Below are 26,757 nucleotides of genomic sequence, written 5' to 3' on the forward strand. Positions count from 1 at the left end.
CGGTGCGGGCGGCCGATCTGCCCCGAGTGCATGACCCCGGCCTCGGTGGGCTTCCAGTGCCCCGACGACGTGCGCGCCGGCAACGCCGGCGTCCGCCGGGTCCGTCAGACGCCGCTGCTGCGCCGGGCCGGACGGCGGTTCGGCGTCACCACGGTGAGCCTGATCGTGCTCAACGTGGCCGTGTTCGTGGTCACCGCCGTGTCCGCCGGCCTGGCCGGTGCCGACCCGCTGGACAACGAGCTGTCCCCGGTGTTCGCCCGGTTGGCGCAGATCCCCGTGCTGGTCCAGCTGGGGGAGGACTGGCGGCTGCTCACCGCGGCGTTCCTGCACATCGGGTTGATGCACCTGGTCCTCAACATGCTGGCGCTGCTGGTGTTCGGCTCGGAGCTGGAGCGCCAGCTCGGCCGGTGGCGCTACCTGGCGGTCTACGTGGTCTCGCTGCTCGGCGGGGCCGTCGCCCTGCAGCTGTTCGGCGCGCCCGGACGCCCGGTGGCCGGCGCGTCGGCGGCCATCTACGGCCTCCTGGGCGGGCTCGCCGTCGTCATGATGGCCCGCCGGGAGGACCTGCGCGGCCTGCTCACCCTGCTGGCCATCAACGTCTTCGTCAGCTTCCTGCCCGGCGTCTCGCTGCTGGGCCACCTGGGCGGCCTGGTCGCCGGCTTCGTGGCCACCGGCATCGTGGTGCTGGCCCGCCGGCGCACCGAGCTGCAGGTGCTGGGCCTCATGCTGCTCACCGCTTCGCTCGTCGTGGTCGCGCTGACGGTCTCCACGCTCGTCGTCCTCGGCTAGTCGGCCGCAGGGTCCAGGGCCAGCAGCAGCCGGGCGACCTCGGCCGGGTCGGCGCCGAGGTCCAGGCGGCCGAGCACCACCAGCTGCCCGCCGTCGTCGTCCGGCCCCGCGGCGGTGTCCAGCTCCAGCAGCCGCGAGCGCAGGCCGAGGCGCCGGGTGTCGCGCACCCGCACCTGCAGCCGCGCCCACGGCAGCTCGGTGCGGCCACCCAGCCGGCGGACGGCGACCCCGGTCGGCCCGGCCGACAGCCGCGGGCGCAGCAGGCGGTCGCGGGCGGCCAGCCCCAGCAGCAGGACGGCGGCCCCGCCGACCAGGACCCGGCCCAGCGGGTCCAGCAGCACCGCGGCGCCGGCGAGCAGGAGCCCCGCGACCGCCAGGACGGCCGTCTGTCCCGCGGGTGGCGACCACTGCACGGCCCCAGCCTGCCAGCGGGGCCAGGCGGGTGCGTGGACGTCCTACCATCGCCGGACGGGCGGAACACCGCCCCGGTCGACGAGGAGTTCCCATGCGAGACGCCGTCATCTGCGCCGCGGTGCGCACCCCCGTGGGCAAGCGCGGGGGAGGGTTGTCCGGGGTGCACGCCGTCGACCTGTCCGCCGCCGTGCTCGAGGCGCTGGTCGAGCGCGCCGGCGTCGACCCGGCCGTGGTCGACGACGTCTTCTGGGGCTGCGTGAGCCAGGTCGGCGAGCAGACGTTCAACGTCGGCCGCAACGCCGTGCTGGCGGCCGGCTGGCCGGAGTCGGTGCCCGGGACGACGATCGACCGGCAGTGCGGCTCCTCCCAGCAGGCGGTGGCCTTCGCCGCCGCGACCGTCGTGAGCGGCCAGGCCGACGTCGTCGTCGCCGGTGGCGTGGAGTCCATGAGCCGGGTGCCGATGGGCTCCACCTACGCCGAGGCCGCCGGCGCCGGGGCGCCGCTGGGTCCGCGGTTCCTCGAGCGCTACGACGGGGTGTTCCCCAACCAGGGCGTCGGCGCGGAGATGATCGCCGAGCGCTGGGGGTTCTCCCGCACCCGGCTCGACGAGTACTCCCTCGCCTCGCACGAGTCGGCGGCCAAGGCCCAGGCCGACGGCGCCTTCGACGAGGAGATCGTGCCGGTCACCGCGCCGGACGGCACTGTTGTCCGCGCCGACGAGGGCATCCGCCCTGGGGGCACCCTGGAGAAGCTGGCCGCGCTGAAGACCCCGTTCCGCGCCGACGGCGTCATCACCGCCGGCAACGCCAGCCAGATCTCCGACGGGTCGGCCGCGCTGCTGGTCACCACCTCCGAGCGGGCCCGCGAGCTCGGTCTGCGCCCGCTGGTGCGCATCCACACCACCGTGGTGGCCGGGGACGACCCGGTGGTCATGCTCACCGCGCCCATCCCGGCCACGCAGAAGGTGCTGCAGCGGTCCGGCCTGTCCGTCGACGACATCGGCCTGTTCGAGGTCAACGAGGCCTTCGCGCCCGTCCCGCTGGCCTGGCTGGCCGAGACCGGGGTGGACGCCGGCCGACTCAACACCCGCGGCGGCGCCATCGCGCTGGGCCACCCGCTGGGCGGGTCGGGGGCACGCCTGATGACCACCCTCGTCCACAGCATGCTGGCCACCGGGACCCGCTACGGCCTGCAGACGATGTGCGAGGGCGGCGGGATGGCCAACGCCACCGTCCTGGAGCTGCTGGCCTCCGACTGAGGCCCGTGCACGGTCCCCGCCCGGCGGCCCCCGGTCCTCAGCGGACCGGGGGCCGCCGCCGTTCCGCCGGCGGTGCGGGGAGGCGGGCGTCTGCCGTGGTCAGGCGGCGTGTCGGCCTACCACGCCCGGGTCGGGACGGCGACCGGACCCCCGACCTCGGGGCCGGCGACGTGTCGACTCGTCCACAGCGCTGTGCACAACTGGGGATGGACTTACAGTCCTGTAGTCACCGGGGTGCCCTTCCCGTCCCACCCACCACAGGAGCAGTGCAGCCGCAGGTCAGCGGCTCGCCGTCGAACAACCGTCCTCCACATGTCGTGGACAACCCTGGGGGTCCAGCGCCTTGTCGACCTGTGGACAGCGCTCTCCGACTGTGCACAGCGCCGTCTGTGGACAACACTGTGTGTATCCGTGTGATGACAGACGAGCGGCCCCCGTCCCGGGTGGGACGAGGGCCGCAGCGGCGCGGTCCCCCGCTAGCGCCAGCGCATCGACATGACCAGGCCGGCGACCATGAGGCCGAAGCCGATGGCGAAGTTCCAGACGTCGAGCCCGGACATGAACGGGATCTGCTCGCCGGCGACGTAGAACACGACGATCCACAGCAACCCGAGCAGCATGAGGGTCACCATCAGCGGGGCGTACCAGCGCGGGCTCGGCCCGGCGACCCGGGCGGCGGCCGTCCCCGGCTGGCGGGCACCCTGCGGTGGCGTGTAGACCGACTTCTTGCGCACCTTGGACTTGGGCACCGTGCGGACTCCCTCCGGGGCCGGTCCGTCGCGACCGGCCGTGACGGGCCCAGCCTAAGCTGCGGAGGTGGCCACAGCCCGCAGCCTGCGCCCGCGGCTCACCCGCGAGCAGACGGCGTGGGCCGCGCTGGTCCCGGTCGTGGCGCTCGCCGCCGGGCTGCTGTTCGCCACGTCCAGCCAGACCGCCCAGGGCACCGACCTGCGCGGGGGAGAGGCCACCGAGCTGTCCGCGCTCATCCGCGCCCGCGAGGTCGTCGTCGCCGAGCAGCAGGACCAGCTGACGGCGCTGCAGGCCCAGGTGCAGGCCCTCACCGACGCCGCGGCCGCCCGGGACGGCGACGTGGCCGCCGCCCGCGACGCCGGGGACGCCGACCTGCTCTCCGCCGGCCTGCTGCCCCTCACCGGCCCCGGCGTGGAGATCACCCTGGACGACGCCCCACGGCGCCCGGACGGCTCGCTGCCCACGGGGGCCGAGCCCGACGACGTGGTCATCCACCAGTCCGACGTGCAGGCCGTCGTCAACGCCGTGTGGGCCGCGGGCGCCGACGGGGTGGCCATCATGGGCCAGCGGCTGATCGCCACCAGCGCCGTCCGGTGCGTGGGCAACGTGCTGCTCCTGCAGGGCCGCACCTACTCCCCGCCGTTCGTGGTGACCGCCGTGGCCGACGCGGACGCCGTCCGGGCCCAGCTGGCCGCCTCCCCGCAGGTGCGGGTGTTCCAGCAGGCGGTGCAGGACTACGGGCTGGGGTTCGCCGTCCAGGACCGCGGGGAGCTCACCGTGCCGGGGTACGAGGCCCCGCCGGCCATGGAGTACGCCCGGGCCGCGGCCGGCTGACTGGTACACAGGGACCGTGAGCCGGCCGGTCCTCGTCGTCGACAACTTCGACAGCTTCGTCTACAACCTGGTCCAGTACCTGGGCCAGCTGGGCGTGCGCTGCGTCGTGCGGCGCAACGACGCCGTCACCGTCGACGAGCTGGCCGACCTCGACGTCGCGGGCGTGCTGCTGTCCCCCGGCCCGGGGACGCCGGCGCAGGCGGGCGTGACCGTGCCGATGGTGCGCGCGGCCGCGGAGGCCGGCACGCCGGTGCTGGGCGTGTGCCTGGGCCACCAGGCGATCGGCGAGGCCTTCGGTGCCGAGGTCGTGCGCGCCCCCGAGCTGCTGCACGGCAAGACCAGCCAGGTGGTGCACGACGGCGCCGGCGTGCTGGCCGGGCTGCCGTCGCCGTTCACCGCCACCCGCTACCACTCCCTCGCCGTGGACCGCGACACCGTGCCCCCGGAGCTGGAGGTCACCGGCACCACGCCGTCGGGCGTGGTGATGGCGCTGCGGCACCGGGAGCTGCCGGTGGAGGGCGTGCAGTTCCACCCTGAGTCGGTGCTCACCGAGGGCGGCCACCGGATGCTGGCCACCTGGCTGCAGACCTGCGGCCTGCCCGTCGACCCCGCGGCCCTCGAGGCGGCCAGCACCGCGGCCCACCGGCTCACCACCGTCACCACCACCGCCTCCTGAGCGGCGGCGCGGCCGGCCCTCCGCGCGGGCCCGCCGCTCAGCCGCCGGGGGTGTCGGCGGGCGGTTCCGCGGGTCCCTGGACGGTGAGCGTGACCGGGGTGTCCACGGTGACCTGCGAGCCGGCCGGCGGGTCGGTCCCGACGGCCGTCGCCTGCGCGGGGTCGACCTCCTCGCCGGTGGCGTCGACGACGGTGACGTCGGTGAACCCGGCGCCCTCCAGCGCGTCGAGCGCGGCGTTGGCCGACCGGCCGGCGACGTTCGGCACGGCGACGGTCTCCGGCTCGGCCGGGCCGCTGGAGACCTGCAGGGTGATCTCGTCGTCGGCGGACGCCTGCTGGCCGGCCGCGGGGTCGGTGGCGACGACGGTGCCGGCCGGCTGCGCGGCCTCGACCTGCTCGGGGACGACGTTGGTGAAGCCTGCCGCCCGCAGTGCCTGGGTGGCCGCGGCCTGCTGCTGGCCGACCACGTCGGGGACCACGGCGCTGCCGCTGGAGACCTGCAGCGTGACGGTCGTGTCCGGGTCGACCGCCTGGCCCTCGCCCGGCTCGACCCCGGTGACCTGCCCCTCCGGGGCCACGGAGTCGACCTCCTCGGTGGTCACGTCCGAGAAGCCAGCGTTCTCCAGCGTCTCCTCGGCGTCGTCGACGTCGAGGCCGATCACCGCCGGGACCTCCACGGTGTCCGGCCCGACGCCGAGCACGAGCGCCACGGCGCTGCCCTGGTCGACCTGGGTCCCGCTCGGCGGGGTCGTGCCCAGCACGGTGCCGACCTGGGCCTGGTCCTGGGTGACCTGCGTCGTCGACGGGCCCAGGGTCAGCCCGGCGGCCTGCAGCGCCGTCGTGGCCGCCGCCTCCGTCTGACCCACCACGTTGGGCACCGAGACCTGCGTGGCCGCGGGCGCGTCGGCGGCCGGCTCCTCGCCGCCGCGGTTGACCAGCAGGGCCACGGCGACCACGCCGCCGATGAGCAGCAGCCCGGCGACGACCGCGGCGATGACGCGGTTGCGCCGTCGGGCGCGGTCCTCGTCGTCCTCGCCGTCCCAGTCCCGGCCGCCGTAGCCGCCGGGCGGGGCGCCGATGATCGCGGTCTTCTCCGCGTCGCCCATCACCGGTGTGGCCTCGACCCGCTGGCCGGCCAGCGCCCGCAGCAGGTCGCTGCGCATGTCGGCGGCGGACTGGTAGCGGTTGGCCGGGTTCTTGCTCAGCGCCTTGAGCAGGATGGCGTCGAGCTCCGGCGGGACGGCCCGGTTCACCGAGGACGGCAGCCGGGGGTCCTCGCGCACGTGCTGGTAGGCGACCGAGACCGGGGAGTCGCCGGTGAACGGCGGCGCGCCGGTGACCAGCTCGTAGAGCAGGCAGCCGGTCGAGTACACGTCGGACCGGGCGTCGACGCTCTCCCCGCGGGCCTGCTCCGGGGAGAGGTACTGGGCGGTGCCGATCACCGCGGCCGTGGAGGTCATGGTCGCCGCGGAGTCCGACACCGCCCGGGCGATGCCGAAGTCCATGACCTTCACGGTGCCCTCGGGCGTGATCATCACGTTCCCGGGCTTCACGTCGCGGTGCACGATGCCGTTGCGGTGGCTGAAGTCCAGGGCGTTGCAGATGTCGGCCGTGAGGGTCATCGCCTGCTCGGGGGAGAGCACGCCCTCCCGGCGGAGCAGGTCGCGCAGCGTCTCCCCCTCGACGTACTCCATGACGATGTACGGGGTGGCCCCGCGCGCGGTGCGGTCCTCGCCGGTGTCGTACACCGCGACGATGGCCGGGTGGTTCAGCGACGCCGCGGCCTGCGCCTCCCGGCGGAAGCGGACCTGGAAGGAGGGGTCCCGGGCGAGGTCCTGGCGCAGCACCTTGACCGCCACCTCGCGGTTGAGCCGCAGGTCACGGCCGCGGTGCACCTCGGCCATGCCGCCGCGGCCGAGCACCCCGCCGATCTCGTAGCGCTCGCCCAGCACGGGAGGCGTGGTCATCGGAGGTCCTCTCGGGCGGTGCGGTGCTGCGTCCGGGCGGGGCTCGGCGCACCGCATCGGACGGTGGGGCCGGCGGGCAGCCTAACGGCTGCGACCCCCCGGGCCCGGGTGGCGCGAGGGGGGCGGCTCACTCGCCCGCGCCTCCGGTCGTCGGCGCCGCCTGCCCCTCGACGTCGGTGCCCGGGGTCGCCGGGGCGCTGGGCGACGGGGACGCCGGCGGGGAGTTGCCCGGGAGGGTGGTGCTCGGCGAGGCCGTCCCATCGCCCGGCGGGTCGGCCGTGGGGGCCGTGGTGGCGGTGGGCGTGGGGTCCGCGCCTCCGCGGCGCTGCCCGCTGTCGTCGTCGCGCTCGTCGTCGTCGTCCCGGCCGGTGTCGCCGGCCTGCCCCTCGTCGCTGCCGGTCGTCGGGGCGGGGGCCGTCGTGGGTGCCGGCGCGGCCGTGGTCGGGGCGGCGGGGGCGTCGTCCTGGCCGGTGCCGGTGCCGGTGTCCGGCCCACCGGTCTCCGGGGCGTAGTCCCGGGGGGCGTAGTAGAGGGTGACGGTGGAGCCCACCGCCACGTCCTCGCCGTACGGGTCGGTGGTGACCACGTCGCCCTCGTCCAGCGCCTGGCCCAGCGCGGCGAGGTCGTCGGCGTCGGCCTCCTCGGTGGACACCACCAGACCCTGGCCGGCCAGCAGCGCCTCGACGTCGCCGACGGGGTCGCCGACGTAGGCGGCGCTGTCGACGAGCACCGTCCCCGGGGCGGCGGCCTCGGTCGGCGCGGTGGTGGCGGTGGGGTCGGCCGTGGTGCCCGCCGGGTCCCCGTCGCCGCCGGTCAGCAGGAACGCGGCGCCCGCGCCGAGCAGCAGGAGCACCAGCAGGCCGGCCACCAGCAGCGGCCAGCGGCTGCGCCGGCCGCCGTCGGCACCGGCCGGGGCGGAGCCGTCCCCGTCGTCCTCCGGGGGACGGCGCAGCGGTGGCACGGCGTGCGCCGACGTCCGCGCGCCGGTGACCGGCGCACCGCCCACCGAGGCGGCGCCCATCACCTGCGTGCGGGTGTCGGCGAGGTCGTCGACGACCTCGGTCCGGGCTGCGGCACCGGTGGCCGGCGGCACGGGCGGCATGGTCCCGGGGCCCGGTGCCCGGACGGCGGGGGCCTGACCGGAGACGCGTCCGTTGCCGGAGGCCGGACCCGCCGCGGCGGCCAGGCCCGTCCCGGCGGCCAGGCCGTGGCCGGCCAGACCGTTGCCGGCGGCTCGACCGTTCCCGGCGGCCAGGCCGTCGCCGGCGGCCACCGACCGGACGGCGGTGGCGAACGCGGCGCCGTCGGGGAACCGGTCGGCGGGGTCCTTGGCCAGGGCGCGCTCGACCAGCAGCCGCACCGCCGGAGGCACCTCGGTCGGCAGCGGCGGCGGCGGCCGGTTGATGTGCGCCAGGGCCACCGCGACCTGCGACGTCCCGTCGAAGGGGCGGCCGCCGGTCAGGCACTCGTAGCCGACGACGCCGAGGGAGTAGACGTCGGAGGCGGCGGTGACCTCGAAGCCCTGCGCCTGCTCGGGGGAGAGGTACTGGGCCGTGCCGACGACCATGCCGGTGCGGGTCAGCGGGGTGGCGTCCCGGGCCCGGGCGATGCCGAAGTCGGTCAGCTTCACCACGCCGTCGGGCCGGACGATGAGGTTGCCCGGCTTGATGTCGCGGTGCACGACACCGGCGTGGTGCGCTGCCGACAGGCCGTCGGCGGCCTGACCGAGGACGTGCAGCGTCCAGTCGACCGGCAGCGTCCCCTCCTCGTGCAGGATCGTGACCAGCGGCTTGCCCTCGACCAGCTCCATGACGAGGAACGCCAGTTGCGACCCGCGGTCGTCCTCGGTCTCGCCGTAGTCGTAGACCGAGGCGATGTTGGGGTGCGACAGCGCGGCGGTGTGCCGGGCCTCGTTGCGGAAGCGGGCCAGGAAGCTCGGGTCGCCGGTGAACTCGCTGCGCAGCACCTTGGCGGCGACCTCGCGGTCCAGGACGCGGTCGCGGGCCCGCCACACCTCGCCCATGCCGCCCGTGGCGATGGGTGCGGTGATCTCGTAGCGCCCGGCGAGCATCGTCCCGGTCGACAGCGTCATGAGCCGCCCTGTCCCTCGAGGTGGGCCTGCATGACCTCACGGGCGATGGGCGCGGACACGTCGCCGCCCGTGCCCCCGCCGTTGGCCACGAAGACCGCGACGGCGATCTGCGGGTCCTCGGCCGGGGCGAACCCGATGAACCAGTTGTGGTCGGGCCCGGCGTTCTCCGCCGTCCCGGTCTTGCCCGCGACGGTGACGCCGTCGATCCGCGCCCGGCGGCCGCTGCCGTCCTCGACGACGCTGACCATCATCTCGGTCAGCTGGTCGGCGACCTCCGGGGAGACCGGCTCGCCCAGCTCGTCGGGGTCGGCCTCGTCGATGACCGACAGGTCCGGTGCGCGCACCTGGTCGACCAGGTAGGGGCGCATCAGCGACCCGTCGTTGCCCACCGCGGAGGCGATCATCGCCGCCTGCAGGGGGGTCAGCTGCACGTCCTGCTGGCCGATGGAGCTCACGCCGAGCTGGGCGTCGTTCTCGATCTCGCCCAGGGTGCTGCCCTCGACGGTCAGCGGGATCTCGTACCCCTCGCCGGTGATGCCGAACGCCTCGGCCATCTCGCGGACCCGCTGCTCGCCGAGGTCGATGCCCAGCTGGGCGAACGCGGTGTTGCAGGAGACGGTGAGGGCGTCCAGCAGGCTCTGCCGGCCGCTGGGGTCGCAGTCCGAGCCGCCGAAGTTCTCCAGCGGCGTCGTGGTGCCGGGCAGGACCAGCTCCTCGGGCGCCGCCACCACGGTGTCCGGCGTGTAGCCGCCGTCGGCCAGCGCCGCGGCCGACACGACCACCTTGAAGATCGACCCGGGCGAGTACCGCGCGTCGATCGCCCGGTTCAGCCGCGGGTCGACCTCCAGCGCCTCGAGCTGCTCGGCGTAGGCCCGGATGTCGGCGGGCTGGTGGCTGGACAGCAGCGTCGGGTCGTAGGTCGGCGTGCTGGCCATGCCCAGCACCGCCCCGGTGGCCGGGTCCAGGGCCACCACGGCGCCGGTGACGCCCTCCAGGCCGGCCATCGCGGTCTCCTGGACGGCCGGGTCCAGGGTGAGCACGACGTCGCCGCCGGCGGGCTCGCGGCCGGTGAACAGGTCGGCCACCCGCCGGACGAAGAACCGGTCGTCGGTGCCGGCGAGCACCCCGTCGGCGGCCCGCTCCATCTGCCAGGTGTCGTAGACCAGCGAGTAGTAGCCGGTGACCGGCGCGTACACCGGGCCGTTCGCGTACTGCCGCAGGTAGTTCAGCCGGCCGTCGGTCGGCACGGAGAAGGCGACCTCGGTGCCCCCGACGATCATCGAGCCGCGCTCGCGGTCGTACTCCTCGGCCAGCACGCGGGTGTTGCGGCCGTCGGCGCGCAGCTCCTCGGAGCGGACCACCTGGATGACGTTGACGTTGACGATGAGCAGCGTGAACAGCACGAGCACGCTGATCGCAACGCGGCGCAGCGGGGCGTTCACGTCTGCACCACCTCGGTCGGGGCGTCGCCGAGGGCCGGCCGCGGCGGCCCGGCGGGGGCGGCCGGGCGGCGGGCGGCGTCGCTGATCCGCACCAGGATCGCGACCAGCACGAAGTTGGCCACCAGTGAGGACCCGCCGTAGGCGAGGAACGGCGTGGTCAGCCCGGTCAGCGGCAGCAGCCCGGTGACGCCGCCCAGGACGACGAACACCTGCCAGGCGATCGCGAAGGACAGGCCCGCGGCCAGCAGCTTGCCGAAGGCGTCCCGGCAGATCAGCGACGTCCGCAGGCCGCGCTCGACCAGGACGAGGTAGACGATGATCACCGCGACCAGGCCGAACAGGCCCAGCTCCTCACCCACCGCGGCGGCGATGAAGTCGCTCTTGGCCACCGGCACCTGGTCGGGACGCCCGCCGCCGAGGCCGGCGCCGAACAGCCCGCCGGTGCCCAGGCCGAACAGCGCCTGCGCGACCTGGAACCCCGAGCCGTCGTAGTACTCGAAGGGGTCCAGCCAGGAGTCGACGCGCTGCTGCACGTGGCCGAACAGCTGGTAGGCGATCAGCGCGCCGCCGGCGAACAGGCCCAGGCCGATGACCAGCCAGCTGGCCCGCTCCGTGGCCACGTAGAGCATCACCACGAAGATGCCGAACAGCAGCAGCGAGCTGCCCAGGTCGCGCTCGAAGACCAGCACGAGGATCGACAGCCCCCAGGCCACCAGCACCGGGCCGAGGTCGCGGCCGCGCGGCAGCTCCAGGCCCATCACGCGGCGGCTGGCCAGCGCCAGGACGTCGCGCTTGTCGACCAGGTAGGCGGCGAAGAAGACGGTCAGGCAGATCTTGGCGAACTCGCCGGGCTGGATGCTGAAGCCGGCCACCCGGATCCAGATCTTGGCGCCGTTGACCTCCGACAGCGAGGCCGGCAGCAGCGCCGGGATGGCCAGCAGCACCAGGCCGACCAGCGCCAGGGTGTAGGCGAAGCGGGACAGCAGCCGGTGGTCGCGCAGCACCAGCAGGACGGCGACGAACAGGACCAGGCCGAGGGTGGCCCACACCAGTTGCACGGGGGCGTCCTCGCGGCTGACCGTGCTGCCGGCCTGCTGGGCGGCGAGGTCGAGCCGGTGGATGAAGGACAGCCCGAGGCCGACCAGCAGGGCGACCGACGGCAGCAGCAGCGGGTCGGCGTAGGGGGCCCAGCGGCGCACGACCAGGTGCGCGACGGTCCACAGCGCGGTGAACCAGACGCCGAAGGTGGCCAGCTCCGTGGTCAGCGCGCCGGTCACGGTGAGGTCGACGATCGCCTGGGCGACCAGCGTGATGACGACGGCGAAGCCGAGCAGGGCCAGTTCGGTGCCGCGGCGCGTGGGTGGCGCCTCCGTGCCCACCGCCGCGCGGGGGTCGGTGCCGGGACCGCTGCTCATGCGACCTCCTCCCCCACCCGACGTCGGGTCGCCGGCCGGCTCACGGCGCCTCCCGGCAGTCCACGCCGGGCTCCAGTGTGGCCGTGGCGCGCGGCGACGTGGGCGCGGCGGAGGTCGGGCTCGGCGTGGCGGGCGCGGCGTCGGTCGGGGCGGCGCTCGGCGCCGCCGGGTCGGCCGGGACGGGGGGCGTCGACGGCTCAGCGCTGGGCAGGGCCGGGGACGGGGTCGGCTCGGCCTCCGGCGGGGGCGGGCAGACCTGCAGGCGCTGGTCGCGCAGCATCGCCACGATGCGCTCGGCGTGGCCGGCGTCGGTGGCCTCGATGCCGCGCTGCACCTTGCTCGCGCCGGCCGGGGTCAGGTCGGCGACGGGCAGGTCGGTGACGTCGGCGACGCGGTTGAGCTCGACCCCCAGCAGCGAGCTGTCCAGCCCGCGGAACACGGTCACCTGCTGGCCGCCGGCGGTGTCCTGGACCCCGACGAACCAGTTGGACAGCACCCACAGGTAGGCGCCCACCGCGGCCACACCGAGCAGGACGACGGCGGCCAGCGCCGCGAGCACCCGGCGCCGCCCGCGACCGGGGGGCGGGGCGGCGACCCGGCCGGCTCCTCCACCGACCCCGGCCTCCGGCGGGGCCGGCTGCGGGCCGGCCAGCGCGGCCCGCCCGGCGGCCGAGCGGGGGTCGACCGCGCGCTGCCCGACGTTGTCGCCCGCGGCGCCGTCGACCACCGGGTCGACCGGGTAGGTGCCGCCTCCGCCGTCCTCGACGACGTCGGCCACGATCACCGTGATGTTGTCCGGGCCGCCGCTGCGCAGGGCGAGCTCGACCAGCCGGTCGGCCGTCGAGTGCGGGTCGGGGTCCAGCAGCGCCTCGGCGAGGGTCTCCTCGCTGACCACGCCGGACAGGCCGTCGGAGCACAGCAGGTAGCGGTCCCCGGCCCGGGCCTCGCGCATCGACAGGTCCGGGTCGACGTCCTGGCCGTTGAGCGCGCGCAGCAGCAGCGAGCGCTGCGGGTGGTGGTTGGCCTCCTCGGGCGTGATCCGCCCGTCGTCGATCAGCGTCTGGACGAACGTGTCGTCGTGGGTGATCTGCTGCAGCACCCCGTCGCGCAGCAGGTAGGCCCGCGAGTCGCCGACGTGGCACAGCGCCAGCCGGCCGCCGGCGAACAGGACGGCGGTCAGCGTGGTGCCCATGCCCTCCAGCTGCGGGGACTCGCGGATCACCTCGCGCAGGTGCTCGCTGCCGTCGAAGACCGCCTCGCGCAGCGCCCGCAGCATGTCCCCGGACGGCGCGTCGTCGTCCAGGTGCTCCAGCGCGGCGATGACCACCTTGCTGGCGACGTCGCCCGCGGCGTGCCCGCCCATGCCGTCGGCGACGGCCAGCAGCCGCGGGCCGGCGTAGACGGAGTCCTGGTTGTTGCCGCGGACCAGGCCGCGGTCGGACCGGGCTGCGTAGCGCAGCGCGAGGCTCATCGGGGCCGGCTCCCCGCGGTGCCGCCGGTCACGCGCGCAGCTCCAGGGCGGTCTGGCCGATGCGGATCGGCTGACCCGGGGCGACCAGCAGCGGGCCCTGCACGCGCTGTTGGTCGAGGTAGGTGCCGTTGGTGGAGCCGAGGTCCTCGACGTACCACTGGCCGTTGCGGTTGGTCAGCCGCGCGTGCCGGGAGCTGGCGAAGTCGTCGGTCAGCACCAGGGTCGAGTCGTCGGCACGGCCGATGAGGATCGGCTGGTCACCGAGGGTGATCTTGGTGCCGCTCAGCGGGCCGGCGGTGACGACCAGCGTCCGCGGGCCACGGGCCTTCCGGCCGCCGGCCCTGGCCGCCCGCGGCGGCACCGACGACACCCGGCCGGCGCGGCCGCCGAACAGGTCGGCGCGGACCACCCGGAAGGCGGCGAAGATGAACAGCCACAGCAGCAGCAGGAAGCCGAAGCGGAAGATCTGCAGCACGATCTCGGGGGTCACGACCGCACCCCGCCGGTGCCGGACCTCGCGGGGTCGGTCACGGGCGCACCACCGGCCTCACGCGCCGTCCTGCCGGTAGACCAGCACCGAGTGGCCGATGCGGATGACGTCGCCGTCGGCGAGCGGCTGGCGGGTGATCCGGCGGCCGTTGACCAGTGTGCCGTTCGTGGAGCCGAGGTCCTCGGCGATCGCCGTCCCCTCGTCCAGGACGACGTCGACGTGCTTGCGGCTCACCCCGGTGTCGGGCAGCCGGATGTCGGCGTCGGTGCCGCGGCCGATCACGTTGCGCCCGGTGGTCAGCTCGTGCCGCGTGCCCGGGCCGTCGACGAGCAGCACGTGGGTGACGCCGGGGCGGCTGCCGGCGCGCCCGACCACGGTCGAGGGCGACTGCCGGCCGGTGTCGGTGGCCATGCGGCCCGGCACGGGCGGCACCGGGGGGATCGCGCCGCTGCGCGGACCGGCCGTGCCGCCCAGCGGGGTGCCCGGGCGGGCCGGGTCGGCGACGTGCGACCTGACCTCGAAGACGCCGGTGGGCAGCTCGCCGTCCCGCTGCAGGCGCACCTGCACGGCGTCGAAGACCTGGTAGCCCTCGGCCTCGATGTGCTCGGTGACCATGTCGGCGAGCTGGGCGGCGAGCTGCTCGGACCACTCGGCGAGGTGGTCGTAGTCGGTGGCGCCCAGCCGCACGTCGTACACGTTGGGCGCGAGCACCCGGCCCTCGCCCATCACGGCGCGCTGCTCGTCGGCCTCGCGGGTGAGGGCCTTGGCGATCTCCGCGGGGTGCACCTTGCCCTTGAAGATGCGGGCGAACGCCAGCCCGACCATGCCCTCCAGTCGTCGCTCGAAGCGCTGCAGCACGCCCACAGTCGCTCCCTTGCGCTCGCTCGGTCCTCCGGTCTGCCATCCGTGATCGTAGCCGGGTGCGGGCCGGCCAGCCGCGGACCGACTCACGTCGGCGGGCGCACGACGACCCCGCCGGGACGCCGTCCGGGCCCGTCCCGGACGCCCGGGGGGAGGCTGCTACTGTCGTCCCTCGCCGGGGCAAGTGGCGGAATGGCAGACGCGCACGGTTCAGGTCCGTGTGTCCGAGAGGACGTGGGGGTTCAACTCCCCCCTTGCCCACAGGTGCGACGAGGGCCCCGGGGAGACCTCCCCGGGGCCCTCGCGTCGTCAGGCGGTGCCCCCGCGCTCCTGGATGAACGCCGCGGAGTCGTAGTAGGTGCGCACGCCGGTGAGGCGCTCATCGTCGCCCTGGATGACGGTCACGCCGCGGTAGCGGAACGGCTTGCCGCTGCGCAGGGTGCCGGTCGACGTCCACTCCAGGGCGGCGCTGTCCTCGCCGACGACGCTGTGCGTGAAGGTGGTCTCCAGGTCGCCGAAGACGTTGCGGTAGTCCTCCCAGAACGTCTTCGCGCCGTCCTTGCCGCTGGTCTGGTGGTGCTCGTCGAGCTTGGACAGCTCGGCGTCGTCCCCGGTGAGCTCGATCATGGGCGCCACGTCGCGGTCGCTGTCGATCCGGTGCAGGGCGTCGGTGAAGCGTTCGGTCATGGAGTGCACGGGGTCGTCCTCCTGGTCGTCGGGGCACTGGCCCGGCCACCTACCCGCCTCCCGGCGTCCCCACCCGCTCGGCCGACCGGCCCGGTAGCACTCAGCTGAGCGGCTGCCGACCGCGTCCGCGGGCGAGCGTCTGCGCCAGCAGCACCGCGCCCCACGGGCCGATGACCCAGAACGGCCAGAAGTACTGCAGGTCGGCCTGCGCGATCGAGGTGAGCGTCCAGACGGCGAGCACGACGACCGCGGTGACGGCCCAGGAGCGCCGAGCCGCCTCGAGGCTGCCTCCGCCGCACCCGGTGCGGACGACGGGAGTGGCGGACCGAGCCTGGACGGCGGGCAGTGGCAGGTCCTCGGTGAGCGCCGCCAGCTCGCCGTAGGTGCGGGCGGCGTAGGCGCGGGCCAGCCGCTCGTCGTACTCGGCGACGGTGAGCCGCCCGGCGCTCATCTGGTCACCCAGTCGGGCGGCGACGGCGCTGCGGTCGGCGTCGGCGGCGCGCAGGTGCGGCTCGGGCATCTCGGGCTCCTCCTCGGTACGGGTCCCCAGTCTCGGGCGGGGCCGGGCCCGCGCGGTACTGACGGACGTCACCGGTTCCACGTGGAACGCCGTCAGGCCTCCGAGGGCTGCTGCCGGTGCTGGCGCGGGTACTGGGTGCGGCATGAGTCGCTCCGCCGCGCAGACCGCCCGCGCCGTCCTCGACCGGTACGGCACCACCTACGCCGAGGAGGCCGGGATCCGGCTCGCGGACACCCCGGCACCGCTGTTCCAGCTCCTCGTGCTCGCCGAGCTGCTGTCGGCGCGGATCGACGCGGGCATCGCGGTCGCCGCCGCGGTCGAGCTGCGCGGGGCCGGGTTCACCACGCCGGAGCGGATGCGGTCGGCGGACCGGCGCGAGCTCGTCGAGGCCCTCGGCCGGGCCCACTACCGCCGCTACGACGAGCGGACGGGGACCCAGCTCGAGGAGATGGCCGAGCTGGTGCTCGACCGCTACGGCGGTGACCTGCGCCGGCTGGCCGCCGAGGCGGACGGGGACCCCGGCCGGGCGGCCGGGCTGCTCCAGGAGGTCAAGGGGATCGGGCCCACGGGGGCGGCGGTGTTCCTGCGGGAGGTGCAGGCCGTCTGGCCGTGGGTGCGCCCGCACCTCGACGACCGGGCTCTCGACGGTGCGCGGCGGGTGGGTCTGCCTCCCGACGTCGATGCGCTGGCCGGCCTCGTCCCGGGCGACGAGCTCGCCCGGTTCGCCGCGGGGCTGGTCCGGATCCGGCTGCTCGGGGACGACGCGGACCCGCTCGGCGGTTGAGCGAGCGCCGGGGCCGTGAACCCGATCCGCCGCTCCGGACATGGAGGGATGTGACCACATCACCCCTCGCGGCCGGATCATCACGATCCGTGCACCCAAGCCCGGTCTGGACGGACGTCGGACCACCCGAGCCGCCGGCCCCGTCCGCCGCTCGGCCGGACCGGCGGTCGGATGCCGAGCTCGTCGCCCGGTCCGTCACCGAGCCGGAGTCGTTCGCCGAGCTGTTCGACCGGCACGCCGCGGAGGTGCACCGCTACCTGGGTCGCCGCGCCGGTGAGCGCGCCGACGACCTGCTCAGCGAGACCTTCCTGATCGCCTTCCGCCGGCGGACCGACTACCGGCCCGAGCGCCTCGACGTCCGTCCGTGGCTGATCGGCATCGCCACGAACCTGCTGCACGGGCACGCGCGGGCCGAGCGGCGGCGGTACCGGGCACTGGCCCGGGCGGCTGCCCAGCCGCCGGAGCACGGCGACGACCCCGCGGACTCGGCCGGCCGGTGGTCGGCGGAGGCACTGCGCGGCCCGCTCGCCGCCGCCCTCGCCGGGCTGCACGCCCGCGACCGCGACGTCCTGCTGCTGTTCGCCTGGGGTCAGCTGTCCTACGAGGAGATCGCCGCGGTCCTCGACGTGCCCACCGGCACCGTCCGCTCCCGCCTCAACCGGGCCCGCCGCCAGACGCGCGCCGTGCTCGGCCCCGCCTCCCCCCTCGAGGACCCCCGATGAACGACATCGCCCTGCTCCGCGCGGCCGGCCCGGAGGGCCCGGCGCTCAGCACCCAGGCCCGGCACGCCGCCCGCGCCACCCTGCTCGCCGAGATCGGCGGCCGGCCGACCGCGCGCCGGCGGCCGCTGCCGGGCCGGCGGCCCGCCCTGCGCCTGGGCGCCGGGCTGGTGGCCGTTGCCGCTGCCTGGGCCGGCGCGGTCGTGATCGCCGCACCCGATCCGGTGGGTCCGCCGCCGGGGAGCGTCACCCTCGTCGACTTCGAGATGCCGACCTTCCCGCTGTCCCTGGACCCGGAGCCGCCGGGGCTGCGGCCCGCCTTCGACGGCAGCGGGACCAGCGCCATGATCGCGAGCTACCACGACGCGGGGGATCGGGAGGGCTTCTCGATCCACGTCGGGGACGACGAGCCGGAGCGGCCCTCCCCAGCCCCCGACGAAGAGGTCGGGAGGCCCCGCGAGGTCGAGGTGGCCGGCCGGGACGCCGAGCTGGTCCGCGGCTCCCGCCCCTGGTGCACTGGACCCGAGACGGACCTCGACTGCACCCGGCGTGGCTACACCCAGCTGGTGTGGGAGCGCGAGGACGGACAGTGGGTCCGCATCGAGGGACACGGCGCGTACGACGACCCGGCGCGGGTCACCGCGGTCGCCGAGAGCCTGGTCGACCGCCCGCAGCCGGCCGTGCTCGCGGTGGGACTGGCGCCGGCGGGGTGGTCGGTCCTCGACTTCAAGATGGGGCGGGTCCTCACCCTGGTGAACGACGCCTACGAGCAGCAGACACTCACCGTGCACCTCCCGCTGCCGGAGGACGTGATCCCGCCCGACGACGTGCGGGAGTCGATCATGGCGCCGGTCGGCCCCCAGCTCGACGTGACGGTGAACGGCCGCCCGGCGCAGCTGGTCCTGTGTGACTCCGGCTACCTGGACCAGCAGCACTGGTTCCTGCAGGCGCAGTTCCCCGACGGGACGACCTTCGTCCTGCAGGTGCCGGACGCCTTCACCCAGCAGCAGGTCCTCGAGCTCGCGGCGCAGGTGACCTACGCACCCTGAGCTGGGGGACACGCACGTCGGGCCGCACGACCGTGGAGGTCGTGCGGCTCGGCGTCGCGTGCTGTGCCGTCAGGCGGCGGTGGTCACGGGTGGACCGGTCGTCCGCGGGTTGGGTCCGGGTGGCCCGGTGCCGTCGGGTCCGGTGATGCGTGGCCCGGTCAGGATCTGGGTGCCGTCGGGGCGCCAGGTGCGCCACCTGCCGTCGGGTTGCCGCTCGACGCGGAAGCCGTGGTGGACCTTGGTGTGGTGGCGTTCGCAGAGGAGTGCGGCGTTGTCCAGGTCGGTGGGCCCGCCGTCGATCCAGGCGACCAGGTGGTGCACGTCGCACCACCACGTCGGGGCCCCGCAGCCGGCGAACACACACCCACCGTCGCGGACCTCGGCGGCGCGGCGGACGTGGGCGGGGAACAGCCGCACGTCCCGGCCGTAGTCGAGCGGCCGCCCGTCCGGGCCGAGCACGACGCGGGTGACCGCGCCGTCGCAGGCCAGCCAGCGGGCCCGGGCGGCGGAGATGAGCGCCCCGGAGGCCAGCCGGCCGGCACCCGGGCCGGTGGCGGGGTCGACCAGGTCGGCGATGTCGATGGTGACGATGACCTGCGGCTTGTGGCCGCGCAGCACCGGCAGCGCGCCGGTGGCCAGGGCGGTGTCGGACAGCTGCACCAGCGCGTCGGCCTGCTGTTGGGTGCGGGTGCGCTGGTCTGCGGCGCAGCGGCCGGCCTGGGTGATCGCCTCGACCGCGGTGGTGAACCGTTCGCCGCCCACGGCGTCCAGGTCGAACCGCCCCGACACCGACCCGTCGGCGTGCCGGGTGATCGACAACCGGCGGCCCTCGGTGGGGTCGGGCTCGGGGCCGTCGGCGTCCAGGCGGTCGGCGTAGTGCCGCACCGCCTTCGTGGTGTCGGCGTACGGACGCTGACGGGCGACGCCGGTGAGCAGCTCGTCGAACGCGGCCACATCGACGCCCTGGTCGGCGGCCAGGGCCAGCATCCGGGGCTCGGCGATGGTGCCCAGCACCGCCGCCTGCTCCGCGGTGACCTCCCCGGCGGCGAACGCCGCGGCCATCGCCGGCAGATGGGTCAGCGCGCGGGCCGCCCGCACCACCCGGGCGGCCTCGGAGTCCGACAGGTGCCCGTGCCCGCGCAACCAGGAGCCCATGGTCTTCAGCCCGTCGTGCTCGGCGGCACCGACGCCGTCGCACTCGGCCACCGTGCGGGCGATCTCGGCGTCGATCCGGTTGGCCAGGACCAGCAGCGGGCGCAACCGCTCCAACAGCGCCGGACCGAACAACGGCGACAGGTCCTCGGCGGCCAGGGCATCGACGGAGGCCAGCAGCTCGTCCACGACACCCCTCCCACCGGCCCGATCACCTGTTCGAAGTCTACCGGGTAGCGGTCAGCTGATCAACACGAATCCGCAGGTCAAGCGCCTGTCCACAGTTCCATCGCAGGCGTTGGCGCGAGCCCCGGCCACCTGTACCCGGCGTCGGTCGACGCGCCGGTGTGGTGGGGTGGGTCCATGAGCGCTGCCTGGCCCCCGACCGAGCCCGCCGAGGTCGAGATCACCAGCGGGGACGCCCGGCTGGCCGTCGACCTGCGGGGTGGGGCGCTGCGTTCCCTGACCGCCGGAGGCGGCGAGCTGCTCGACGGCTACGCCGCGGGCACGGTGCCCCGGGGCAGTCGCGGCCGGGTGCTCCTGCCCTGGCCGAACCGCGTCCGCGACGGCCGCTGGAGCTGGGCCGGCCGCGACCTGCAGCTCGACCTCGCCGGCCCGGACAAGCCCGTCGCGATGCACGGGCTGGTCGGCTGGCAGCCGTGGGGCGTCCTCGAGAGCCGGCCCGACGCGGTCACCGTCGGCACCGTGGTCGAGGCCCGCTCCGGCTACCCGTTCCGGCTGGCCGCCGCGGTCGACCACGTGCTGGCCCCCGGCCGGCTCACCGTCACGATGCGGGTCCGCAACGCCGGTGACGAGCCGGCCCCGTTCGGGGCCGGGTTCCACCCGTACCTGGCCGTCGGTACACAGCAGGACGGCGGCGTCGCCGACGCGGAGCTGGAGCTGCCCGCGCGCACCGAGCTCGTGGTGGACGACGGCGGCCTGCCGACGGGGGAGCGGCGTCCCTTCGACGGCGCGGTCGGCCGGATCGGGGACCGGGTGCTCGACACGCCCCTCACCGACCTGGACCGCGACGCCGACGGCTGGGCGCGGGTGCGGCTGCGCAGCGCGGCCCTCGGCACCCTGGAGCTGGCCCTCGACGGCGCCTGGCCGTGGCTGCAGGTCTTCACCGGCGACACGCTCCCGTCCGGGCAGCGGCGGCGCAGCGTCGCCGTCGAGCCGATGACCTGCCCGCCGAACGCGCTGGCCGACGGGGTCGACCTCGTCGTCCTCGAGTCCGGCGCGGACTGGTCGGGCACCTGGACCCTGGGCTGGGAGGTGTGACGTGCAGGTCACCGAGCTGTGGCGCTACCCGGTCAAGTCGCTGCAGGGCGAGCGGCTGTCCACCAGCGAGGTCGGCGCCGACGGGCTGGCCGGCGACCGGCAGTGGGCGCTGTTCGACGCCGCCACCGGCCTGGGGCTGACCGCCCGACGGGTGCCCGACCTGCTGTTCCTCACCGGCCGGCTGCACGCCGACGGCGGGGTGGAGGTGGTGCTGCCGGACGGGTCCGTCACGGCGGAGGACGCCGTCCTGTCGGCGTGCCTGGGCCGCCCGGTGACGCTGCGGGCCGCCGCCGACGCGCCGGGGGAGCGGCACTACGAGAACCCCTTCGGCGTCGGTGAGGCCGGGGAGTACGACTGGGACACCTTCACCGGCGCCCGCGGCGCCTTCCACGACAGCTCCCGCACCCGGGTCTCGCTGGTCTCCACCGGCACGCTGGGCAACTGGGACCGGCGCCGGTTCCGCGCCAACGTCGTGCTCGACGGCGAGGGGGAGGACGCGCTGGTCGGGCAGCGGGTGCGGCTGGGCGACAGCGAGCTGGACGTCGTCGCGCAGGTGCCCCGATGTGTCATGGTGACCCGCCCGCAACCCGGTGGGATCGGCCGCGACACCGGCGTCCTCACGACCGTCCACCGGCAACGCGACGGCTACCTGGCGGTCGCCGCGCTGGTCACCCGGCCGGGGGCCGTCGCCGTGGGCGACGAGCTGGCCGGGTGGTGAGCGTGCGCACCGTGCAGCTGCGGCCGGGGGAGGAGTCCATCCGGCTGGGGCAGCTGCTCAAGCTGGTGGACGCCGTCCCGACCGGCGCCCAGGTGAAGGACGTGCTGCTCACCGGCGCCGTCCGCGTCAACGGCGAGCCCGAGGAGCGGCGCGGCCGGCAGGTCCGCAGGGGCGACGTGGTGAGCGTCGAGGGCATGGAGGACGTGCGCATCACCTGAGTTCCACGTGGAACGCTGTCCGCCATGACCCGCGCGCCGTACCTGTCCTCCCGGCTGCAGGGCTTCGGGACGACGGTGTTCGCCGAGATGAGCGCGCTCGCCGTCGCCACCGGATCGATCAACCTCGGGCAGGGCTTCCCCGACTACCCCGGGCCGCCCGAGGTGCTCGACGTCGCCCGGGCGGCCATCGGCACCGCCGCCGACCAGTACCCGCCCGGCCCCGGCACCCCGGAGCTGCGCCGGGCGGTCGCGGAGCACGTGCAGCGCTTCGGCGGGCACGGCCACGACCCCGACACCGAGGTGCTGGTGACCGCCGGCGCCACCGAGGCCATCACGGCCGCGCTGCTGGCGCTGCTGGAGCCCGGCGACGAGGTCGTGCTCTTCGAGCCGATGTACGACAGCTACGCCGCGGGGATCGCCATGGCCGGCGGGGTCGCCCGGCCGGTGCCGCTGCACCCGCCGGCCGGCGGCACGGGCCCGTGGACCTTCGACGCCGCCGAGCTGCGCGCCGCGGTCACCCCGCGGGCGCGGGTGCTGCTGCTCAACACCCCGCACAATCCGACCGGCAAGGTGTTCACCCGCGCGGAGCTCGGCACGCTGGCCGCGCTGGCCATGGAGCACGAGCTGCTCGTGCTCGCCGACGAGGTCTACGAGCACCTGGTCTTCGGCGGCGCCCGGCACACGTCGGTGGCCACGGTGCCGGGCATGCGCGATCGCACGCTCGTCGTCGGCAGCGCCGGTAAGACGTTCAACGTCACCGGCTGGAAGGTCGGCTGGATCTGCGGCCCGGCGCCGCTGGTGTCCGCCGTCCGCACGGCCAAGCAGTTCCTCACCTACGTCAACGGCGGGCCGTTCCAGCCGGCCGTCGCCGCAGGGCTGGCGCTGCCCGACGCGTACTTCGCCGGCATCGCCCGCGACCTGGAACGCCGTCGCGACCGGCTGGTCGAGGGGCTGACCGCTGCCGGGCTGCCGGTCGTGTGCCCGGAGGCGACCTACTTCGCCACGGTCGACGTCCGGCCGGTGCAGCCCGACGGCGACGGGCTGGCCTTCTGCCGGTCGCTGCCCGAGCGGGCAGGTGTGGTCGCCGTGCCCACCGTGGTCTTCTACTCCGCGCAGCACGCGCACCTGGGCCGGCACCTGGTGCGCTTCGCGTTCTGCAAGAGCAACGCCGTGCTCGACGAGGCGGTCGGACGACTGGGGAGGATGGCGGCATGAGGTTCGGGGTGGTCCAGCACGACATCGTCTGGGAGGACCGGGCGGCGAACTTCGCCCGGCTGGCGCCGCTGGTGGCCCGTGCGGCCGGCGCCGGGGCGGAGTTCGTGCTGCTCAGCGAGACGTTCTCGACCGGCTTTTCCATGACGCCGGGGATCGGTGAGCCCGAGGGCGGCCCGTCGGCGGGGTTCCTGCAGGAGCAGGCCGCCGCGCACGGGGTGTGGGTGGCCGGCAGCTGCCCGGAGGTCGCCCCTGACGGGGAGCTCCCGTTCAACTCGTTCGTGCTGGCCGGCCCCGACGGCACGGTGCACCGCTACCGCAAGATGCACCCGTTCACCCACGGCGGCGAGCACGAGCGCTTCCGGGCCGGTGAGAAGCCGGTGACCGTGGAGGTCGGCGGCCTGCGGGTCACCCCGTTCGTCTGCTACGACCTGCGCTTTGCCGACCTCTTCTGGCACGCGGCGCTGGACACCGACGTCTACCTGGTGACGGCGAACTGGCCGGCCGCCCGGCGGTCGCACTGGCAGACCCTGCTGCAGGCACGGGCCATCGAGAACCAGGCCTACGTCGTGGCCTGCAACCGGGTCGGCACCGCCGGCGACGGCACCGAGCACAGCGGGGACAGCCGCATCGTCAGCCCGATGGGCGAGCTGCTGGCGACCGCCGCCGGCGTGGAGACGGTGCTGGTGGCCGACGTCGACCCCGCCGAGGTCACCGCCACCCGGCAGCGCCTGGCCTTCCTCGCCGACCGGCGCTGAGGACGAGGCCGGCCGCGGGCCACTGCTACCAGGCGACGCCGGGCTCGTAGGTCCCGAGGGTCCACTCCTGTCCGCCGGGGTCCAGCACGCGGGCCCGGCGGGTGTGCCAGATGGTGTTCTCCGGTTCGACCACCGACCGGCCGCCGGCCGCGACGGCCCGCTCGAAGGCCCCGTCGACGTCGTCCACGCGCAGGTACAGGCCGCGCCCGGTGCTCTGCCCGACCAGCGGGGGCGCCGGGGGGTCGACGTCCTCCCCACCGTCCACCACGACCACGGCGTCGCCCCAGCGGACCTCGGCGTGGGTGACGACACCGTCGGGCCCCTCCTGGCGCCGCACCTCGGTGAAGCCCAGCGCGGTCAGCCAGTCCAGCGCTGCCCGGGCGTCGCGGTAGCCGAGGTAGGCCGACAGCAGCGTGGTCACGTCCGCGGGGCCGCGACGCCGTCGGTGTCGACGTCCACCCGCTCGCGGCGCACGGTGTCCCGGACCTGCACGTGCTCGGTGACCACCTCGGTGCGCAACAGCACCCGCTCGACGGGCACGACCTCGGTGGTCACCACCGGGCGCTCGGCGTGCAGCACGATCACCTCGGGCAGGCCAGTGCCGGTGCCGGTGCGCACGCTCGGAGCAGCGGTGTCGGCGTCCAGCGGCAGCTCCTCGACCCGGATCTCCTCGCGGCGGACCGGGACGGTGACCGTCACCTCCTCGGTGACCACGTACTTCACCACCCGCACCCGCTTGGCCGGGTGGCGCTGCAGGGTCACCCGCAGCTGCTCCTCGCTGCGGGTCATGGCGCCGTCGGTCCGGTCCGCCGTGGCCGGGGGGACGGCGGCGGCCGCCCGGTCGACGGCCACCGTGTCGTGCCGGGCGGCGGGTGCGCCCTGCGGCGGGAGGGACAGGTCGCGGGTGGCGTCGTCACCGGTCACGGGCGCCGGACCGGCGTCCGGGCCGGCGTCCGGGATCGCGTCCAGGCCGTAGTGCCGGCGCAGCAGCGCCTCGTCCTCGGGGGCCAGGTGCTGGTCGGGCACCGCAGGGGCGGCGCGGACGGCGTCCCGGGTGACCGGCAGCCGCACGCTGCCCTCGGTCAGGGTGGCGTCGGCCGCGGGGACGACGCTGTGCCGGGTGCCGAACAGCCCGGTGGAGACCGCCACCCAGGTGGCGGCCCCGGTGCGGTCGTCGGTGAAGAAGTGCTCGACCGTGCCGATCTTCTCGCCGTCGGGCCCGTAGGCCGTGCTGCCGATCGCCGCCGACAGCTCTCGCTCGCTCAACACCGGGTCGGCTCCCCTCGTCCTCCGGGGCCCGCACGGACCCTCCGGGCGACCGTGCCCAGCGGGGACACCGGTCGAACATCGCGCGGCGGGCCGGGGTGCTGAGCTGGGGGGACCTGCCTACGGTGGCACGGTGAGCAGCGAGCACGTCGAGGTGGAGCGCAAGTTCGAGGCCGACGACACCTTCTCCCTCCCGGACCTCACCGGAGCCGGGGACGTCGTCGCGGTCGGGCAACCGGAGGAGCAGTCGCTCGAGGCGACCTACCACGACACCCCGGACCTCCGGCTGCTGCGCGCCCGGGTGACGCTGCGGCGGCGCACCGGGGGCACCGACGCCGGCTGGCACCTCAAGCTGCCCGGCAAGGGCGGTTCGCGGCGCGAGCTGCACCAGCCGGCCGGCCGGGCGACCCGCACGGCCCCGCGGGCCGTCGTCGCCCCCGCGCTCGGCCTGCTGGGCACCGCGACGACGGGCCCGGTGGCGACGATCAGCACGCGCCGGGTGGTGCACCGGCTGCTGGACGGCGCCGGCCGGGTGCTCGCCGAGGTGGCCGACGACTCGGTGGTGGGCACCGCCCTGGCGACCGACCCCGGCGAGCCGGCCACGGTCACCAGCTGGCGGGAGGTGGAGGTCGAGCTGGTCGACGGTGACGAGGCGCTGCTCGAGGCGGTCGGCGAGCGGCTGACCGCGGCCGGTGCCCGCCCCTCGGGCGCCTCCTCGAAGCTGGGCCGGGTGCTGGAGGGGCGGCTGCCCGGTCCGGTGCTGCCCGCCCCCGTCCCGGCCGCCGGGCAGCCGGACGGCAAGGGCAGGAAGGACGCCAAGGGCAGGAAGGGCGGCAAGGGCAGGAAGGGCGGCAAGGAGGGCGAGAAGGGCGGCAAGGGGAAGAGGGCGGTCCCGACGCGGACGGCCGGGGAGGTCGTGCTCGGGGCGGTGGCCGGTCAGCTGCAGGCCCTGCGCGACGCCGACCTCGCGGTGCGCACCGAGCGGCCCGAGGGCGTGCACGACCTGCGGGTGGCCTGCCGCCGGCTGCGCAGCATCCTGGCCGCCTACCGCACGGTGCTGGCCCGCGAGCGGACCGACCCGCTGCGCACGGAGCTGCAGTGGGTGGGCGCGCAGCTGTCCGGCGCCCGGGACACCGAGGTCGCGCTGTCCCACCTGCGCGAGCTGGTCGCGGCCCAGCCCGTGGAGCTGGTGCTCGGGCCGGTCGCCGCCCGGCTGCAGCAGACCGAGATCAAGGACCACGTGGCCGGTGCCCGCCAGGTCACCCGCACCCTCACCGAACGGCGCTACCTGCAGATGCTGGACGCCCTCGACGCGCTGCTGGCCGACCCGCCGGTGACCGAGGCGGCCGCCGCGCCGGCGCCGGGCGTGCTCGCCGACGCCGTCCGGCGCAGCGGCAAGCGGCTGCGCGCGGAGGTCGAGGCGGCCCGCGAGGCGGAGGGGGAGGCCCGCTCCCTCGTGCTGCACGAGGTGCGCAAGGCCACCAAGCGGGTCCGCTACACCGCGGAGGTCACGGTGGACACGTTCGGCGAGCCGGCCACCGCGTTGATCACCTGCGCCAAGCAGGTGCAGGAGCTGCTGGGCGCGGCGCAGGACACCGTCGTCACCCGAGAGGTCGCGGCACGGCTGGGCCGGGCCGCCTTCGCGGCGGGGGAGAACGCCTGGACCTTCGGCCGGTTGCACGCCCTCGAGGAGGCCCGGGCCGCTGCGTCCGAGGACGGGTTCTGGGCCCTGGAGCCGGAGCTGCGGCGGGCGATCAGGACGGTCGCCCGGCTAGCCTGAGGCGACTCCCCGCCCCCGCCGGCCTCTCCCCGGAGGCCCGCCGCGAGCCTGCGCGCGGGAGGGCGCGAGGAGGTCCTGCTGTCCCTGATCGGCCTGCTGGGGTTCGTCACCGTCGTCCTCCTGGCCATCGTCGTCCTGCACGGCTACGTGTGGTG

The 26,757-nt window shown here is 75.6% G+C and carries 27 protein-coding genes and 1 tRNA gene; 14 read left to right on the forward strand and 14 right to left on the reverse strand.

What is annotated here, in order from left to right; all coding sequences use genetic code 11:
• Nucleotides 1-30: 30 nt before the first annotated feature.
• Complete coding sequence (locus RTG05_RS00090; protein ID WP_166526936.1) at nucleotides 31-789, forward strand: rhomboid family intramembrane serine protease; 759 nt, start codon at nucleotides 31-33, stop codon at nucleotides 787-789.
• Here the strand turns inward: RTG05_RS00090 and RTG05_RS00095 are convergent.
• Nucleotides 786-1,202 carry a PH domain-containing protein gene (locus RTG05_RS00095; protein WP_166526937.1) on the reverse strand — a complete coding sequence of 139 codons (417 nt, stop codon included), beginning with the start codon at nucleotides 1,200-1,202 and terminating at the stop codon, nucleotides 786-788. The genes RTG05_RS00090 and RTG05_RS00095 overlap by 4 nt on opposite strands.
• A 92-nt stretch (nucleotides 1,203-1,294) precedes the next feature.
• On the opposite strand from RTG05_RS00095, the gene RTG05_RS00100 reads away from it, so the two are divergent.
• Nucleotides 1,295-2,461 carry a thiolase family protein gene (locus RTG05_RS00100; RefSeq protein ID WP_166526938.1) on the forward strand — a complete coding sequence of 389 codons (1,167 nt, stop codon included), beginning with the start codon at nucleotides 1,295-1,297 and terminating at the stop codon, nucleotides 2,459-2,461.
• A gap of 476 nt (nucleotides 2,462-2,937) precedes the next feature.
• On the opposite strand, the gene crgA is transcribed toward RTG05_RS00100, so the two are convergent.
• Complete coding sequence (gene crgA / locus RTG05_RS00105; RefSeq protein WP_166526939.1) at nucleotides 2,938-3,210, reverse strand: cell division protein CrgA; 273 nt, start codon at nucleotides 3,208-3,210, stop codon at nucleotides 2,938-2,940.
• 67 nt (nucleotides 3,211-3,277) lie between these two features.
• Between crgA and RTG05_RS00110 the strand changes: the two genes are divergently transcribed.
• A complete protein-coding gene (locus RTG05_RS00110; RefSeq protein ID WP_166526940.1) occupies nucleotides 3,278-4,045 on the forward strand; it encodes a DUF881 domain-containing protein in 768 nt (255 codons plus the stop codon).
• A 16-nt stretch (nucleotides 4,046-4,061) separates the two neighbouring features.
• Complete coding sequence (locus RTG05_RS00115) at nucleotides 4,062-4,721, forward strand: aminodeoxychorismate/anthranilate synthase component II (protein ID WP_166526941.1); 660 nt, start codon at nucleotides 4,062-4,064, stop codon at nucleotides 4,719-4,721.
• 37 nt (nucleotides 4,722-4,758) lie between these two features.
• Here the strand turns inward: RTG05_RS00115 and pknB are convergent, their stop codons facing one another.
• The 7 genes from pknB to RTG05_RS00150 all read right to left on the reverse strand — a co-directional run bounded on the left by pknB (nucleotide 4,759) and on the right by RTG05_RS00150 (nucleotide 14,461).
• The gene (gene pknB / locus RTG05_RS00120; RefSeq protein WP_166526942.1) at nucleotides 4,759-6,687 is read right to left on the reverse strand and encodes a Stk1 family PASTA domain-containing Ser/Thr kinase; all 1,929 of its coding nucleotides are present in this window, start codon (nucleotides 6,685-6,687) and stop codon (nucleotides 4,759-4,761) included.
• A gap of 127 nt (nucleotides 6,688-6,814) precedes the next feature.
• Nucleotides 6,815-8,779: a serine/threonine-protein kinase gene (locus RTG05_RS00125; protein ID WP_166526943.1), complete on the reverse strand. Its 1,965-nt coding sequence runs from the start codon at nucleotides 8,777-8,779 to the stop codon at nucleotides 6,815-6,817.
• Nucleotides 8,776-10,221, reverse strand: a complete 1,446-nt coding sequence (locus RTG05_RS00130) for a peptidoglycan D,D-transpeptidase FtsI family protein (RefSeq protein ID WP_166526944.1) — start codon at nucleotides 10,219-10,221, stop codon at nucleotides 8,776-8,778. Before RTG05_RS00130 ends, RTG05_RS00125 begins: the two co-directional genes overlap by 4 nt.
• Nucleotides 10,218-11,636, reverse strand: coding sequence for an FtsW/RodA/SpoVE family cell cycle protein (locus RTG05_RS00135; RefSeq protein WP_166526945.1), 1,419 nt, complete (start codon nucleotides 11,634-11,636; stop codon nucleotides 10,218-10,220). Before RTG05_RS00135 ends, RTG05_RS00130 begins: the two co-directional genes overlap by 4 nt.
• A 40-nt stretch (nucleotides 11,637-11,676) precedes the next feature.
• Nucleotides 11,677-13,107 (reverse strand): PP2C family protein-serine/threonine phosphatase, encoded by a 1,431-nt coding sequence (locus RTG05_RS00140; protein ID WP_315912158.1) that lies wholly within the window; start codon nucleotides 13,105-13,107, stop codon nucleotides 11,677-11,679.
• 28 nt (nucleotides 13,108-13,135) lie between these two features.
• Nucleotides 13,136-13,597 (reverse strand): FHA domain-containing protein FhaB/FipA, encoded by a 462-nt coding sequence (locus RTG05_RS00145; protein WP_166526946.1) that lies wholly within the window; start codon nucleotides 13,595-13,597, stop codon nucleotides 13,136-13,138.
• 57 nt (nucleotides 13,598-13,654) lie between these two features.
• Nucleotides 13,655-14,461 carry an FHA domain-containing protein gene (locus RTG05_RS00150; protein WP_166526947.1) on the reverse strand — a complete coding sequence of 269 codons (807 nt, stop codon included), beginning with the start codon at nucleotides 14,459-14,461 and terminating at the stop codon, nucleotides 13,655-13,657.
• A gap of 175 nt (nucleotides 14,462-14,636) precedes the next feature.
• Between RTG05_RS00150 and RTG05_RS00155 the strand changes: the two genes are divergently transcribed.
• Nucleotides 14,637-14,719, forward strand: a tRNA-Leu gene (locus RTG05_RS00155).
• 48 nt (nucleotides 14,720-14,767) lie between these two features.
• On the opposite strand, the gene RTG05_RS00160 is transcribed toward RTG05_RS00155, so the two are convergent.
• Nucleotides 14,768-15,145, reverse strand: a complete 378-nt coding sequence (locus tag RTG05_RS00160; protein WP_315912597.1) for a nuclear transport factor 2 family protein — start codon at nucleotides 15,143-15,145, stop codon at nucleotides 14,768-14,770.
• Nucleotides 15,146-15,245: 100 nt separating this feature from the next.
• Entirely contained in the window at nucleotides 15,246-15,665 is a 420-nt protein-coding gene (locus RTG05_RS00165) for a DUF1707 SHOCT-like domain-containing protein (RefSeq protein ID WP_166526949.1), read from the reverse strand.
• A 142-nt stretch (nucleotides 15,666-15,807) separates the two neighbouring features.
• Here RTG05_RS00165 and RTG05_RS00170 point away from each other — a divergent pair, with 142 nt between their 5' ends.
• The 3 genes from RTG05_RS00170 to RTG05_RS00180 all read left to right on the forward strand — a co-directional run bounded on the left by RTG05_RS00170 (nucleotide 15,808) and on the right by RTG05_RS00180 (nucleotide 18,217).
• A complete protein-coding gene (locus tag RTG05_RS00170; protein WP_166526950.1) occupies nucleotides 15,808-16,449 on the forward strand; it encodes an HhH-GDP family DNA glycosylase in 642 nt (213 codons plus the stop codon).
• A gap of 89 nt (nucleotides 16,450-16,538) precedes the next feature.
• Nucleotides 16,539-17,171, forward strand: a complete 633-nt coding sequence (locus RTG05_RS00175) for an RNA polymerase sigma factor (RefSeq protein WP_166526951.1) — start codon at nucleotides 16,539-16,541, stop codon at nucleotides 17,169-17,171.
• On the forward strand, nucleotides 17,168-18,217 hold the full coding sequence (locus RTG05_RS00180) for a hypothetical protein (protein WP_166526952.1): 1,050 nt from the start codon (nucleotides 17,168-17,170) through the stop codon (nucleotides 18,215-18,217). Before RTG05_RS00175 ends, RTG05_RS00180 begins: the two co-directional genes overlap by 4 nt.
• Before the next feature lie 69 nt (nucleotides 18,218-18,286).
• On the opposite strand, the gene RTG05_RS00185 is transcribed toward RTG05_RS00180, so the two are convergent.
• Nucleotides 18,287-19,558 (reverse strand): HNH endonuclease signature motif containing protein, encoded by a 1,272-nt coding sequence (locus RTG05_RS00185; protein ID WP_166526953.1) that lies wholly within the window; start codon nucleotides 19,556-19,558, stop codon nucleotides 18,287-18,289.
• A gap of 174 nt (nucleotides 19,559-19,732) precedes the next feature.
• Between RTG05_RS00185 and RTG05_RS00190 the strand changes: the two genes are divergently transcribed.
• The 5 genes from RTG05_RS00190 to RTG05_RS00210 are packed head-to-tail and all read left to right on the forward strand — an operon-like array spanning nucleotide 19,733 to nucleotide 23,556.
• Nucleotides 19,733-20,650 (forward strand): aldose 1-epimerase family protein, encoded by a 918-nt coding sequence (locus RTG05_RS00190; RefSeq protein WP_166526954.1) that lies wholly within the window; start codon nucleotides 19,733-19,735, stop codon nucleotides 20,648-20,650.
• 1 nt (nucleotide 20,651) lies between these two features.
• Nucleotides 20,652-21,368, forward strand: coding sequence for an MOSC domain-containing protein (locus RTG05_RS00195; RefSeq protein WP_166526955.1), 717 nt, complete (start codon nucleotides 20,652-20,654; stop codon nucleotides 21,366-21,368).
• On the forward strand, nucleotides 21,365-21,586 hold the full coding sequence (locus RTG05_RS00200) for an RNA-binding S4 domain-containing protein (protein ID WP_396349618.1): 222 nt from the start codon (nucleotides 21,365-21,367) through the stop codon (nucleotides 21,584-21,586). Before RTG05_RS00195 ends, RTG05_RS00200 begins: the two co-directional genes overlap by 4 nt.
• Nucleotides 21,587-21,610: 24 nt before the next feature.
• Nucleotides 21,611-22,801: a pyridoxal phosphate-dependent aminotransferase gene (locus RTG05_RS00205; protein ID WP_166526956.1), complete on the forward strand. Its 1,191-nt coding sequence runs from the start codon at nucleotides 21,611-21,613 to the stop codon at nucleotides 22,799-22,801.
• Nucleotides 22,798-23,556, forward strand: a complete 759-nt coding sequence (locus tag RTG05_RS00210) for a nitrilase-related carbon-nitrogen hydrolase (RefSeq protein WP_166526957.1) — start codon at nucleotides 22,798-22,800, stop codon at nucleotides 23,554-23,556. The genes RTG05_RS00205 and RTG05_RS00210 overlap by 4 nt, the downstream gene beginning before the upstream one ends.
• Before the next feature lie 25 nt (nucleotides 23,557-23,581).
• On the opposite strand, the gene RTG05_RS00215 is transcribed toward RTG05_RS00210, so the two are convergent.
• Both RTG05_RS00215 and RTG05_RS00220 read right to left on the reverse strand, forming a co-directional pair.
• Nucleotides 23,582-23,977, reverse strand: coding sequence for a VOC family protein (locus RTG05_RS00215; RefSeq protein WP_208104721.1), 396 nt, complete (start codon nucleotides 23,975-23,977; stop codon nucleotides 23,582-23,584).
• Nucleotides 23,974-24,825 (reverse strand): DUF2382 domain-containing protein, encoded by an 852-nt coding sequence (locus RTG05_RS00220; protein WP_315912159.1) that lies wholly within the window; start codon nucleotides 24,823-24,825, stop codon nucleotides 23,974-23,976. The genes RTG05_RS00215 and RTG05_RS00220 overlap by 4 nt, the downstream gene beginning before the upstream one ends.
• Before the next feature lie 130 nt (nucleotides 24,826-24,955).
• On the opposite strand from RTG05_RS00220, the gene RTG05_RS00225 reads away from it, so the two are divergent.
• Nucleotides 24,956-26,602: a CYTH and CHAD domain-containing protein gene (locus RTG05_RS00225; protein ID WP_166526958.1), complete on the forward strand. Its 1,647-nt coding sequence runs from the start codon at nucleotides 24,956-24,958 to the stop codon at nucleotides 26,600-26,602.
• Nucleotides 26,603-26,757: the final 155 nt, after the last annotated feature.

The organism is Geodermatophilus sp. DSM 44513 (assembly GCF_032460525.1).
Classification (GTDB): Bacteria; Actinomycetota; Actinomycetes; order Mycobacteriales; family Geodermatophilaceae; genus Geodermatophilus.